The 12,893-nt window shown below is 45.9% G+C and carries 11 protein-coding genes; 7 read left to right on the top strand and 4 right to left on the bottom strand.

Translation table 11 applies throughout. From position 1 onward, the window contains the following. Positions 1 to 576 precede the first annotated feature (576 nt). The 7 genes from EPD17_RS12280 (at position 577) to EPD17_RS12250 (ending at position 8,004) form a co-directional block, all read left to right on the top strand. Entirely contained in the window at positions 577 to 2,058 is a 1,482-nt protein-coding gene (locus EPD17_RS12280; protein WP_165929602.1) for an oligosaccharide flippase family protein, read from the top strand. A gap of 17 nt (positions 2,059 to 2,075) precedes the next feature. Continuing rightward, positions 2,076 to 2,975 (top strand): glycosyltransferase family 2 protein, encoded by a 900-nt coding sequence (locus EPD17_RS12275; protein WP_132054599.1) that lies wholly within the window; start codon positions 2,076 to 2,078, stop codon positions 2,973 to 2,975. 232 nt (positions 2,976 to 3,207) lie between these two features. Beyond that, entirely contained in the window at positions 3,208 to 4,143 is a 936-nt protein-coding gene (locus EPD17_RS12270) for a glycosyltransferase family 2 protein (RefSeq protein WP_132054597.1), read from the top strand. Positions 4,144 to 4,257: 114 nt separating this feature from the next. Beyond that, positions 4,258 to 4,785 carry a VanZ family protein gene (locus EPD17_RS12265; protein WP_132054595.1) on the top strand — a complete coding sequence of 176 codons (528 nt, stop codon included), beginning with the start codon at positions 4,258 to 4,260 and terminating at the stop codon, positions 4,783 to 4,785. A 63-nt stretch (positions 4,786 to 4,848) separates the two neighbouring features. Continuing rightward, complete coding sequence (locus tag EPD17_RS12260; protein ID WP_132054593.1) at positions 4,849 to 5,847, top strand: hypothetical protein; 999 nt, start codon at positions 4,849 to 4,851, stop codon at positions 5,845 to 5,847. A gap of 54 nt (positions 5,848 to 5,901) precedes the next feature. Then, positions 5,902 to 6,807, top strand: coding sequence for a glycosyltransferase family 8 protein (locus tag EPD17_RS12255; protein WP_132054591.1), 906 nt, complete (start codon positions 5,902 to 5,904; stop codon positions 6,805 to 6,807). Between the two features lie 54 nt (positions 6,808 to 6,861). Next, entirely contained in the window at positions 6,862 to 8,004 is a 1,143-nt protein-coding gene (locus EPD17_RS12250; RefSeq protein WP_132054589.1) for a glycosyltransferase family 4 protein, read from the top strand. Positions 8,005 to 8,045: 41 nt separating this feature from the next. On the opposite strand, the gene EPD17_RS12245 is transcribed toward EPD17_RS12250, so the two are convergent. From EPD17_RS12245 to EPD17_RS12230, 4 genes are all read right to left on the bottom strand, one after another. Further along, positions 8,046 to 9,131, bottom strand: coding sequence for a glycosyltransferase (locus EPD17_RS12245; RefSeq protein ID WP_240040796.1), 1,086 nt, complete (start codon positions 9,129 to 9,131; stop codon positions 8,046 to 8,048). 86 nt (positions 9,132 to 9,217) lie between these two features. Further along, complete coding sequence (locus tag EPD17_RS12240) at positions 9,218 to 10,408, bottom strand: glycosyltransferase (protein ID WP_132054585.1); 1,191 nt, start codon at positions 10,406 to 10,408, stop codon at positions 9,218 to 9,220. Between the two features lie 60 nt (positions 10,409 to 10,468). Next, the gene (locus EPD17_RS12235) at positions 10,469 to 11,725 is read right to left on the bottom strand and encodes a hypothetical protein (RefSeq protein WP_132054582.1); all 1,257 of its coding nucleotides are present in this window, start codon (positions 11,723 to 11,725) and stop codon (positions 10,469 to 10,471) included. Continuing rightward, positions 11,722 to 12,600 carry a glycosyltransferase family 4 protein gene (locus EPD17_RS12230; RefSeq protein WP_165929601.1) on the bottom strand — a complete coding sequence of 293 codons (879 nt, stop codon included), beginning with the start codon at positions 12,598 to 12,600 and terminating at the stop codon, positions 11,722 to 11,724. The genes EPD17_RS12235 and EPD17_RS12230 overlap by 4 nt, the downstream gene beginning before the upstream one ends. Positions 12,601 to 12,893: the final 293 nt, after the last annotated feature.

Here is a 12,893-nt window from a genome sequence, read left to right as displayed (position 1 = left end):
TTACTAATGTAGTGCATAAAATTCTGGGATGATTTTTTGTGGCGAATTTGCTACAACATTTCCACAAAAGCCGCACCCAGCATAGTTTTTAATATGTGATCAAAATAGCATTGATTTTCATTGCCCATTGACATTCTAATTTGAAATTTCATTGCTATGAATTACGTTTATACATAACCGTTATATATTGCCGTAAAATTTGAACTCATTGAAACTTGCCCATCTTTCCCTAATTAAATAATTATCAATCTAATTACGTCGACCATCCCAACGCTGCAGCATCTCGGTTTAAACGACCGCGTATATCAATAAAATTTAAAATACAAGATGAGTCGGGGACCAAAAGTTCCATAGCGGAATAAATTTATTTAGTTAACTTGCCCGCCGTTATTCAACAACCAGATGCTGGTTTCCTAAAATGGCGGTTCAAATTGCCTTTCGGACCGGTGAAATCAGCAGCATTTGTTCCTTTCCTACTGGTTGTAAAAATCCCTTATCCCCTGGCCATTCGTAAACTTGAAAATAATGTCGAGAGCAAAGTCCTCGTTTTTAGGCTCCCTAACTTCACAGGCGTTCATGATCATTTCCATGCTCATGGCCATGATCACCACACCCCTGGTCCTGAAGTTTTTGGACAAGGAAGAATACGGGCTCTCTACCATTTTGTTCCAGATCGTTAGTTACCTTTCACTGCTTGATTTTGGACTGGGCGCCGCTGTGAGCCGTTTTTTGGCCACCACCCGCGGCAACGATGAAGATGCCCAGCACAACATGAACAAGATCATTTCCACGGCCTTTTATATATATACGGCGTTGGGTGTGCTGGTGTTGATCATCGGGTTAAGCTTTGCGCCGATGATCCCGCGGTTTTTCGACATGAAGCCCGAACTCCATGGTGTGGCGGTTTCCATTGGTTATACCCTCAGTATTTTTATTGCGCTGCAGTTTCCGCTAAAGGTGTTCAGCAGCATCTTTTTTGCCCACCAGCGGCTGGTGCTTTCCAACACCATGAGCTTTATTGTAAATATGCTCAACCAGATTTTACCGATTGTTTTCCTGGCTTTTGGTTTGGGCCTATGGTCGTTTGTAATGACCAATATCATTGGAACGCTCATTTCGGTAACCGTTACCCTGATCTTGCTGCGCAAGTTTTATCCATACCTCCGCATCCGGATCAAGCTGTTCGACCGCGAGCTGGTACGCAAGCTTTTTTCCTTTGGGTTTTACATGTTCCTCAACGTTATTGCCGTTTACCTCATCATGTTTACCGACCGCTTTTTCATCGGTACGCTGGTTTCGCTATCGGTGGTAACCATGTATATGCTAACGGCGAAGATCCCGGAAATTTGCCGCGACCTCATTTTCCGCATCACCGACAACACCTACCCTGCTTTGGTTGAAATTTCGGAAAAAGAAAACCGCGACCGCTTTGTGCGGGTACACCAAAAGCTGCTACTGATTACCACCGCCTGCGTGATGGTTGCGGCCTTTATGATCCTGATCCTGAACGAATGGTTCATGGAGCTTTGGGTGGGTGCTTCGTTTTTTGCTGGCACTGAAATATTGCTGCTAACGCTTGGCCTGATGATCTTGCATTGCATTTTGCACGTAAGCTCGGTTTGTCTTAACAGTGCAGGCATTGTAAAAGGCTTTACGCTGGTGTCGGTGGTGGAAGCCGCATTCAATGTGGGCCTTACGTTTTGGCTGGGTAAGATGTACGGCATCCAGGGTATTCTGTGGGCCACGATTATTGCCAGTGCACTTACATCGCTTTGGTACGTGCCCCGCACCGCTGTGAAATATATGAACATCAGCATGATGGATTACCTCTGGAAACCCTTGCTGTTGCCGCTGTTCGCGGTCGGCAGTTTTGGTACATTGGTGTACATGGCCAGCAGTTACCTGATGAAAGGCATGCCGGTCACCTGGATCAACCTCATTGCAATGGGAACAGTCACCGGATTGCTGTTTGCGCTGTTTATTTGGTTCGCTTTCCTGAAGAAGGAAATTGTTGAGTTTATGCCCGATAGTATCAAAAGAAAGCTGTTATATTTATAAAAAATCTGACCCTTTATATGCAACCAAAGGTTTCAGTATTGATACCGTGTTACAACGCTGCTGCTTTTATTGATGAATGTATTCAAAGTGTATTGGATCAAACCTTTACAGATTTTGAATTAATTATTGTGGACAACGCATCCGACGATGCAACGCCGCAATTGGTGGCAAAATATTGCACCGATCGCCGTGTGCAGTACTTCCGCAACAGGGTAAATATCGGGATGTCGGGCAATTTCAACCGGTGTTTGACACTGGCAAAAGGCATGTACATCAAGTTCCTGATGGCCGACGACAAGTTTCATCCACATTTACTGGAGCGCTTTGTGGAAGTGCTGGACAACAATCCGGACGTGGCGCTGGTAACATCCTATCGCTATCTCCTAACCGAAAAGGGAACGACCAAAGTTTTTGAAACGCCTTTTGCAGGCCTGCAGGAAGGCAAAAAGATCATTTACTCAACCCTGAACGACTGGAATTGGATCGGAGAACCAACCACCGTAATGTTCAGGAGTAAGAACCTCGACCTGGGCCTGTTTAATCCCGAATATCATTACTACCTCGATTGGGATATGTGGCTGCGTCACTTGGCGGTAGGCGATTGTTATTTTGTTCCCGAACCCCTGTCCTATTTCCGCATGCACGGTTCGCAAACGTCCAATAAAATAAAACAAAACTATAGCCTGTATTTCGAGGAGTATCGTTTTTTCAAATCCATCAAAACGGTAAAACCTTATTATATAAAAGACACGGCATACAACCCCAGAGCCCAGATCAAAAACAAATCGTTTACACTCGTAAAGATTGGTTTGAAGTTGTTGTGCAAATTAAAAGTGCGGCAATGGCAGGTGGCATATGTGGCGCTGCGTACCGGTTGGAAAGATGCGCTGATACCGGACCGGTTGCGGTTGCATTAACTCTTGATCAACCGGTGCAATGTTTTGAAATGGAATGAGGTGTACTTGTTGGTGTCGTAATCTTTACAAAAGTTCGTGGGCATAATTTTTATACATTTGTGCCGCAACGATTTACAGCGTACTTCTTTAATATCCTCAGTTGCGGTTCGCAACAAAAGCCTGCACTCCAATTTCCGCGCAAACCGAAACAGTTACCGACATTAATCCCGACTGGCGATAATAGCCCTACGTTATGAAGCTACAAGAACCCTTAGTTTCTGTATTGGTGCCCACTTATAATAGTGCGGCTTTTTTGGAAGAAGCCATTGAAAGCGTGCTGGCGCAAACTTATACCAACTTCGAATTGCTGATCGTCGACAACCAATCGACCGACAACACTAAAGAGCTGGTGCAGCAATACCTTTCTGACCCTCGGGTTCAATACCAACTCAACGAAAAAAACCTGGGCATGGTGGGCAACTTTAATCGTTGCCTCGAACTGGCACAGGGCAAGTACCTCAAGTTCCTGATGTCGGATGATAAGTTTCACCCGGAGATCTTGGAAAAATTTGTGGGTGTGATGGAAGCGCATCCCAATGTTTCGCTGGTTACATCCGACCGCGGCATTTTTGGTGCGGTGAATTACACCTGGGTGTTACCATTTCACCACTTGCAGGCCGGCAAAATGGTTATTGCCGATAATTTAAAAAGCGTAAACTGGCTGGGCGAACCGACCACGGTGATGATCCGCAAAGCCAACATGTTTGTGGGCCCGTTCAATCCGGAGTTTCATTACCTCACCGATTGGGATATGTGGCTGCGACACCTGGCGGTGGGCGACTGTTATATTGTGCCGGGAGTTTATTCTTATTTCCGGATACATGCCAACCAGTCCACCAAGCAGATCATGCAAAACATCGGTAATTACATCGAAGAATATCGTTTTTATAAAAACATTCAAAAGCATAACAAACTGCAGCTCGATCTACAGGAAATAAAAATGGACCGGCTGGTTTCGGTAAAGGCCTTGTTTTGCTCAAAGGTGATCATCAAAGGCGTGCTGTCGCGGAAATTGAAGAAAAACTGGAAGCTAATGGCACAGGCATTTCAAATCATTCGCAAGGAACATGTGCCCTTACACTTGTATTTGAAGCTGTTTAGCAAAAAAAGATTGAGTGAAATTTACTAAACGCGATAATCAGGCAGGCTTATTGTTTATGGTGGAGGTTGTTAAGCTGAGGTTGAACAGGTGAAACCCGAAATTAGCCCACTACGATTGCATTAAAACCTATGAGCAAGATGTATGCAGGATTTAAAAATGGTAATATCTAAGGCGGCCAAAGCCAGGGCCTGGGTATTATTTATTTTTTACCTTTTCTTGTTAAGCTGGTTTCTTTTTGTAAGTGTCGGCGGAACGGTGCGGGACGAATATTTCGACAAGCGCATTGTGCATTGGGTACCCATGAAACATACCTACCAAACCTTATCCATCATCATCAGTGGCAATTTTGGTGCGGAAAACAAAGTGGGCTACACCTACTTGGCTTTTCGCAATATTATCGGCAACATCCTGTTATTCATGCCATTTGGTTTTTTGGCGCCCATTGTACTGCCCTTTGTAAGAAGCTTAAAAGCGATTGTGTTGTTCACCGCTGCATTTAGCCTAACGGCCGAAATGATTCAGTTTGTATTAAAAATTGGTGTATTCGATATCGACGATGTAATTTTCAACCTGATTGGCGGAACTTTGGGATATCTATGCCTTTATGGTTTCAGGAATTTGCTTTTCCGAAATCATTTATCGAAAGATTTAAATCGTGAAGCGTTTTAAATCGGCGCAAAATCAAAGTCGAAAAAAACAAATAGTGCGGTGGTTCAATAGAACATCCTCCTTATGAGTAGTGTAACATTTAATTTCTTGATCAATTGCAGCGATGCGGAAATCGCCGGCTTCGAACGGCTCAACATTCCGCCCGGTGAGGACATCCCGCTGGATTTAATTGATACCTGGAATATTGAATGGTGCTGGAGCATTCAAACCTATTTGTTGCTAAAGGCCCGTAAAAACCTGCGTGTTACTTGCTCCAACAAATTGATGGATGGCGTAATTAACATCGTGCACTCAACGCAGTTGTATGAGTTGGGTGGGGATAGTGCTAAATTTATTGTTTGTACCCAGGCCGACTTTCCGCGGCGGCCCTGGGCGCATTATCATATTGTGCAAAATAAGGCGCAGTTGGAAAGCGCCTGTGCTTATATTCCGCATTGGATTCAGCCTTACCTGGTTAAACGCGATGCGGCACGCAGCGGCGTAAAAACCGTTGCTTATGTAGGCCAGATTTGGAACGGAAACCTTGCAGGTTCGGTAGAAGAATGGCAGGAGTTGTTCAGGCCGCATGGACTTGAATTCATTACCCGTGAAAACGGCGCCTGGAATGACATGAGTGGCATTGACGTGGCTATTGGCATCCGAAGTTTTGACACAAACCCACACAACACCAAGCCACCAAGTAAATTGATCAATGCATGGCATGCACGGATCCCGTTCATCGGCGGCTACGATTCGGCCTTTAGCCAGGTGGGCGTTCCGGGTGAAGATTACCTGCTGGCTAAATCGCAGGAAGAAGTGCTGGCCGCGGTATTGAAATTGAAATGGGATACAAAGTTATACGACCAATTAGTGGCGAATGGACTGAAGAAAGCAGTGATGTACACCAACGGACGTATTGGAACCATATGGGAAGAGGTCCTTACTGGCGCGGTGTATGAACGATTTGTGCAGTGGCAGTCAAGGCCCACTTTTGAAAAAGCAAGGTTCAAAACCTTATTGAGCATTGGTCAACTGGAACGCAGATCCAAAGCCTTAGTAAAAAAAATAGTTCAAACACCCTAACCCTAATAAACAGTGCAACCCGGATTTTTTCTGATCCGGGTAAAAAGACAAGAAATGGAAACACAAGACAAGCAAATACATTTGGCGCTGGCTTTTGACCAAAATTTCATCACGCCGTTCTATGTATTGCTGACCTCAATTTTTGAAAATAATAGGGAAAGCAATTTTGTATTGCATACCATTGCATCTGGAGTAGATGCAGCGGAACTAAATAAGATCGCTGCTTTTGTACAACAAAACAAATCGGAAATTCACTATTACACCATCGACGCCAGCCAGGTCGATAATTTTGTAATTCCAGAAAATTCACACTTTTCTCCTGCCACCTATTACCGCCTGTTTTTCCCGGCTCTTGTTCCCAAGCATATTGAAAAACTTTTGTATGTCGATACCGACACCATTGTAATTGGCAAGCTGTCGCAACTATACAATACTGACATCAACGAATATCCAGTGGCAGCGGTGCTGGATGAAGTAATGCCCGCCCGGCCCGAATTGGGTATTCCAAAAGACGGCCAGTGCTTCAATGCAGGTATCCTGCTGATGAACCTGCCGCAGTGGCGCAGCCAGAGGGTATCGGAAAGAGCAATTGCATTTTTAAATGAATTTCCCGAAAAAATTCAATGGGTGGACCAGGATGCACTTAATGCAATTTTGATCGGCAACTGGTATCATTTGTCGACGCGCTACAACCTGACCTTTTACAACATTCCAAAAAAGCTGAAGAAAAAAGACATCGCGGCTTTCCTGGAAGACAAGGTAATTATACATTATACCACGCAGCACAAGCCCTGGATATTGGGTTGCGCAAACCGGCTCCGGTTTTTATACGAAGAGTATTTTGATAAATCGCCGCGGGCCAAGCAGCCAATGTATCTTGATTTCAAAGTGCCGTCGCTGCTGCGGCATACCCGTACCCGGTTCAAGGAATTTCTAATTGATTATACCAGTTTGGTTTGATCAATTAAAGTTTGCTTAATCGACGAAATAAATGCGGTCATTAATTTACTTATCATGAACATTCTTTTTTATTCCCGGGGTTTTGCTCCCATTGGCGGAATAGAAACATTATATAAAAACCTGGCAGTTTTCCTGCAATCAAAAGGGCACAACTGCAGCCTGCTTTATTGGGGTGCACCTAACCCGTTGTTGCGTTCGATTGAAGCTGCAGATGTGCAGATCGTCCGATCTTTTTGGCAATGGGGCTGCCGGTGGAATGTTCCTGATTGGGTGATGTTGCCACAGGGAATGAGAGAGGTAAAAAAGGCCGACATCGTTGTGTTTGGTAATGCTATTCCATCGAAAATGCTGGCATCGCTGCGCAAAAGTGCAGGGCCGCACTCCAAGTTTGTTTTTATCACACCCTATCGGCCCACGCCGCCACAACAAGCGGCCGACAGGGCTGAAGCATTGCAGATGCTGCAATTGTTTGATCATGTGATGGTGCAGGCTGCAGCTTTTAAAGGCGACCTACGCGAAATCGGTTTTAGTGGAGCCGTGAGTGTATTGCCTTATCTAACCCAGGAGCCGGCAGCGGTAGCACCGTTCCCGAAAAATGACGTGATTCAATTGGGCTTTTTAGGACGCCTCGTTGAAGACAAAAACCTTCCACTATTGCTACAGTCGTTCAAGGTTTACCGCAGTTTGTTGCAGCAGCAAAAAACGCATCTGCAACTGTTTGGTACCGGCCACCTGCAAGCCGAAATGGAAACACTTGCAGACAGTCTTGGATTAAAAGAGTACGTTACTTTCCACGGCGGCATCAACAACGAAAAGGTGATGGATGCCGTTGCTTCCTGCCACCTGTTTGCGTTTAGTTCAAACATCGAGGGGCAGTGCCTGGCAGCACTGGAAATATTGAGTTGCGGCCGGCCAATTGTCGCCACCGAAGCCGGCGCATTCCCGGAAATTCTTTCCGATACACGATTGGGCCAACTGGTGCCGCAAGCCAACCCAGAAAAGTTCGGCGCCGCATTGTACGATGTAACACAGCGCATTTTGCAAAAAGACATTACGGAACAATCAGTACGCGAAAGCTATAATTTGCGGTTTAGCGCCAGCAAAATAGCGCTCCAATATGAAGCGCTATTTAAACAAATATGTGGTGCATCGAAAGAGGCGGGCGTGAAAAAGAATTCCGTGGTATCTAATCGGTAATATGTTATTTTAGATCTATGAAGTCGTAAATTTTACATCACCTACTTCAGACGCACATGTTGCGGCATCGGCCCATTCTTGCTGATCCATCGATAAACTTCCATTAGTTCCTGCGCAACGTTTGACCAAACAAATTTTGTTTTTACCAGTTCATAACCGGCCGCACCCATCGCTGCCAAAGCTTCGCCCGGCATCGTTGCGGCTTGGATTAAACCTTCTGCGATGCTTTGTTCCTCGGGTTTAATTTCAATGGCCGCACCATGCGCAAATCCTTCGGGCAGGTTGCAATGTTTTGTGATCAGCACAGGCAATTGATACGACCATGCTTCCAACACAACCATCGGCAGGCCTTCGCTGAATGAAGGAAGGATGAATGCATCGGCATGTGCAAATGCCTTTTGTTTGTCCCGGTTGAATTGCGGGCCTAGAAAGAAAACATCATTTTGCAATCGCAGTGTGCTTGCCAATTGCTTAAGTTCCTCCTCATATCCACCTTGGTCCCAACCAACAATTGCCAGCGCCCAATCTTTCATTGCTCCAGGTTGCGCATCCATTGCTTTTTTCCAGGCATTGACTAAGTTAGTTAAACCTTTTTTCGGATGAATTCTTCCCAGGTATAACATCACCTTTTTACCGGCTGGAATGACGTCGGCCCAAATAGGTTTTTCGGCCTTTACGGCCGCAACATCCTGCGGTAGGTCCACACCATTCGGTATCATGCACACCGGGTTTTTAAGGCCCATCCCGCGTATGTCTGCGTATTCCTGTTCGTTGAAGGCTTGCAGGCAAGCTGCCTTATTCAAAGCTGCTTGTTCATACAGCAGGCGTGCTATATGTTTTTTGTATTTCGAGTTGTTAATCGCCCATTTATCCAACATGCCATGCACGGTAGTTAGATAAGGCTTGCCGCCTTTTAGCGCAGCATACGAAGGATATTGCCAGATGCCATGCAAATGAATGGCATCAACAGTGCCCCTTTTTACCGCACTTAAAAGTTTGGGCGAATAGCCAATTGCTTTTGGCCCGATGGTAGGAAAAGTTTGCGGTTGCAGCGGCTGCCACAAGGGCAAGGCCTTTTCCGTTTGTGCATCTTCCAGTCCCATTACCGAAACATCTACACCGGGCATGGCTGCCAGACTTTGGGCAACCCTGCGTTTTACTTCCGTTACACCGCCCCCCAAATTAGAAATAGTGGAACTCAATAATAAAACCTTCATCGGGCGGCTAGAAGTTTAAGTAACAATGAAGCACCGGCAGGTTGCCTGTTGCTTTTGCTTTCGACAGCAACGGCCGCGGCATCGCGAATGCCTTTACCAAATGTATCAGGGGATAAATTGGAAACGATGCGCTGGCCTTCCCGCCCCATTTGTTGCCAATCGTAACTGCCGTTTGAAAAGCCATAAATGATGTCAGCCAATTGCTGTTGGTTGTACGGATCAATAGCAAAGCCGTTGATACCGTCGTGCACCAGTTCGGGTACAGAGCCACATGGTTTTGAAATAATAACTGGCAGAGCGGACGCCATCGCTTCGTTTACAACCAAACCCCACTGCTCTACGGTGCTAGCATGCACCAATCCTTTGGCCAAACCAAAGTATGCGGGCAACTCGCCGTATTGTTTAAATCCTTCGAAATGTACTTTGCCGGAAAGGCCTAGCCGAACAACCTGGCTGTGCAGCGCGGTTTTTAGTTCGCCATCGCCCAAGATGTATAGGTCCCAGGCAGCTGCTCCAGCTTTAGTAAAGTATTGATGATAAGCATCAATCACAAACGGCAAATTCTTTTTTTGAATAAAACGGCTAACTACAAGGAAGTAGTTTTCCGGCAGCTTTCGCTTGGCCCGTTCCGCTGTTTCATTAGCGCGGATCTTTTCCGTTTCGTTTTTGAAATAGTCGTTGTCTACTACGTCGTATCCAAAGAATATTTTCGACGAAGGAATACCCAACAGATTGAGGTAATGCGCATGGCGCTGTCCGCCCACAAGGGCAGCAGCAAAATGCGACACTACATTTTTTTTGATCCACTCTTTCCACCACACCCGCTTGTCGTCGGTGGCCGTACTTTCCGACATTAAAATTGCACGCACTTTCCGCACTTTGCACCAGTATAAGGCAATGAGTGCAGAACGGTCGAACCAACCATTTACGGCTACGGCATCGGGTTGTTGCTGGTCGAGCACTTCAAAAATCCGTGCTTTAAGCTCAGGTGCTTTTACCTGTTCTTTTGTACGATTGTTGAATAAAGTAATAACACCCCTCAGTCCATTCGTTGCAACTTTATCCCATTGGTATTCGCTGGTTTCGCCAAATATTTCAACGGGTACAACATCAACATAAGTTGCTGCACCTTTCAGCCGCGCTATATGGTAGGGTCCAAATCTGTCGAAAAGAATTGCAACTTTCATTAGTTGTTTTTATGGAAAGGATGTAAGCGATACAAAGGCAGCTTCTTTGCGAATCGTCCGTTAATCTTTTACCGCAGCATACCTGCTGATAAAGAAAAGGAACATGAAACCAAACAAACTGGCCGGTATAAAATTGATGGTTCCATGCGTAACTGAAATCAACGCATTGACCACGCAAAGCGTATAAAATGTTTGTATGAGCGGGTTATCAGTTTGTAAAGAAAAACTCCATATGGATTTAAAAAAGCCGCCCATAAAAAAGAAAAATATGGAACCCAACAAACCAAACTGCCAATATGCATCGCCGATGCCGGTGCTGGTTAAACCAAGCGGCATGCGGTAACCGTTGCGGTATTGCAAACCTTTTTTCTCAAAAAACAGCGCCTCCTTCACCTCTTTACCAACAATTTGCGCCGGCACATACCGAAACACAATTTGGTCCCAATAACCTGCACCATAAGAATAGTTGCCGGAAAATTTATAACTGTCGATGATGTGTGCAGCAACCTTCAACTCAAGATATTTACCGCCCTTGTTGTAATAATCTGAAAAGCTTTTTTGTAGGTCCAATGACTTCAATGCAGCAACCGGCCCTTCCTTATCGGCCAGCGAACGGTAGTCGCCGGTGGCCGGGATAATGAGCATGGCAAAGACCAGCATACCCACCACAGCCCACCGCGGCGGTACAATTTTATACCGATAATAAATGGCCATGGCAATGGACAATCCAAACAGAGCCGATATTTCGCGACGGCCGGCCGTCAAGATCATGTATAAAAACGGGAATGCCGCAACGCACAGCATAATGATGTACAGCGCCTTTGGCCTGCGCAGTGTGAGGTACAGAAAAATTGGAAAAGCTATATGCGCCAGCTGGCTGATGAAAAAGTAGATGGTAATGGCACCGGTAGCCTGTGTTGGTGCCTCTTCGCCGGCTTCTTTGTAGCCACCGTAGGTACGCCAGATGAGGATGTAAAACATCAGGCCAATAAAGGTGTAGACTACACCTAACTGAAAAACCTTTTTCTCAATGAGGGGCCGGTCGAGGTATTGAGTGATGGATATTTTAGGCGCAAAATAATAGCCCAGCACGCCCATGGCCAAACAGAAAAAGCACATGGCAAAAAGCGTGGTGGCCACACCGTTAGGAACCAGGAATGGTTGATTGTACAATATGATTGCCTGCGGTACGATAAAGACGAAAAAGATGCCGCTCAGGAAGTACGGAAACTCCAGGATCAGTTTGGGCGTGACGATCACCATCACGAGGAGGACGATGCACAGGATCAGGAAAAAGTATAAGAATAGTTCGATCATTTTGCTACAACTGTTTTCACGCCCATGCCGGCCGATTCACTGCCGGCAACAGGTTCCGGATAATGTTTGAGACGTAATCCCTGTGCCAATTCATCAGTAATAATATTGGCCAGGTTTACACCATAATTGTCCCAGGTATATTGTTGGATATCCCGTCGCGCCGCAGTAGCCAGGGTTTCACGGTAATCGGCATTGGCTAGAACTTGAACCAAAGCATCTTTCAGGGCTGCTTCGGAGCCGTATGGAACAAGCAGGCCATTTTTCCCAGGCGTGATAACGCTGCCCGCATTGGGCGTGGTTACCACAGCCAGGCCCATCGCCATCGATTGGTAGATGGCCAATGAGCTGCCTTCAAAAAAAGTAGGCAACACAGAAATTTGGGCGGTGCGCATTTCGGCCACCAAATCTTTTTGTGCCACAAAGCCGTGGAAATGTACCTGCGGTAAATTTTGCGGCAGATCAATGGAAACGCCACCGAAAAAATGCAATTCAGCGGCTGGAAAAGCCGCGGCTATTTCTGGCCACATTTTTAATAAAATGTCTGCACCCTTGCGGTGGTTAACCGAGCCGACGAATACGATTTTTGTCTTGCCGCTTTCTTTTGGCAACCAATGAGGCGCCGCTCTAAATTTTTCGAGGTCAGCGCCGTACGGCAGCACTTTTAATTTTTTTTCCGACACACCGAGGCTGAGGCAAGAATCTTTTACAAACTGGGAACCGCACAACACAACATCGGCAAGGTCAAGTTCTTTTTCGTAAATACCGTACAGATGTTCGTCACCTTGCGTCAGGTTGTTGAGCATTTCGGTATTGCCACCCAATTCTGCCGCCAAGGTCTTTTTATACTGAGGTACTGCAATCGAAAGATCAAGCACCAACTTCGATTTTCCTTTCCATGCCTCGAACACCACCCAACTCGATGTATCGTAACCGATGCAAACTTTAGGCGGTGCAAACTTGCGCAATAAAGAGCGTTGAAATTGTTCGTTGCGGCGCACAAAATCCTGCGGCCCCAAAGCCTTACCCCTAGCCCGTTGCAGCAATAAGCCTATTTCATGATTAGGAATGGCATGAACAATATTTCCCGGTAAGGGCGAGGAACGTTTTTCTAAAGCACCGCCAATCTTCTTAGCATACTTGCTCACACCTTTTACGGTAGCCGCTGTAA

It is taken from the genome of Pseudocnuella soli, from assembly GCF_004347775.1.
GTDB lineage: Bacteria > Bacteroidota > Bacteroidia > Chitinophagales > Chitinophagaceae > Flavisolibacter > Flavisolibacter aquaticus.
Note: the sequence above shows the minus strand (reverse complement) of the source record. Positions and strands in the feature narration are given on the sequence as shown.

Bases quoted from the DNA above. Each gene is read 5' to 3' on its own strand.
- EPD17_RS12280 (WP_165929602.1), top strand. From the start codon at position 577: ATGATCATTTCCATGCTCATGGCCATGATCACCACACCCCTGGTCCTG.
- EPD17_RS12275 (WP_132054599.1), top strand. From the start codon at position 2,076: ATGCAACCAAAGGTTTCAGTATTGATACCGTGTTACAACGCTGCTGCT.
- EPD17_RS12270 (WP_132054597.1), top strand. From the start codon at position 3,208: ATGAAGCTACAAGAACCCTTAGTTTCTGTATTGGTGCCCACTTATAAT.
- EPD17_RS12265 (WP_132054595.1), top strand. From the start codon at position 4,258: ATGCAGGATTTAAAAATGGTAATATCTAAGGCGGCCAAAGCCAGGGCC.
- EPD17_RS12260 (WP_132054593.1), top strand. From the start codon at position 4,849: ATGAGTAGTGTAACATTTAATTTCTTGATCAATTGCAGCGATGCGGAA.
- EPD17_RS12255 (WP_132054591.1), top strand. From the start codon at position 5,902: ATGGAAACACAAGACAAGCAAATACATTTGGCGCTGGCTTTTGACCAA.
- EPD17_RS12250 (WP_132054589.1), top strand. From the start codon at position 6,862: ATGAACATTCTTTTTTATTCCCGGGGTTTTGCTCCCATTGGCGGAATA.
- EPD17_RS12245 (WP_240040796.1), bottom strand. From the start codon at position 9,131: ATGCCCGGTGTAGATGTTTCGGTAATGGGACTGGAAGATGCACAAACG.
- EPD17_RS12240 (WP_132054585.1), bottom strand. From the start codon at position 10,408: ATGAAAGTTGCAATTCTTTTCGACAGATTTGGACCCTACCATATAGCG.
- EPD17_RS12235 (WP_132054582.1), bottom strand. From the start codon at position 11,725: ATGATCGAACTATTCTTATACTTTTTCCTGATCCTGTGCATCGTCCTC.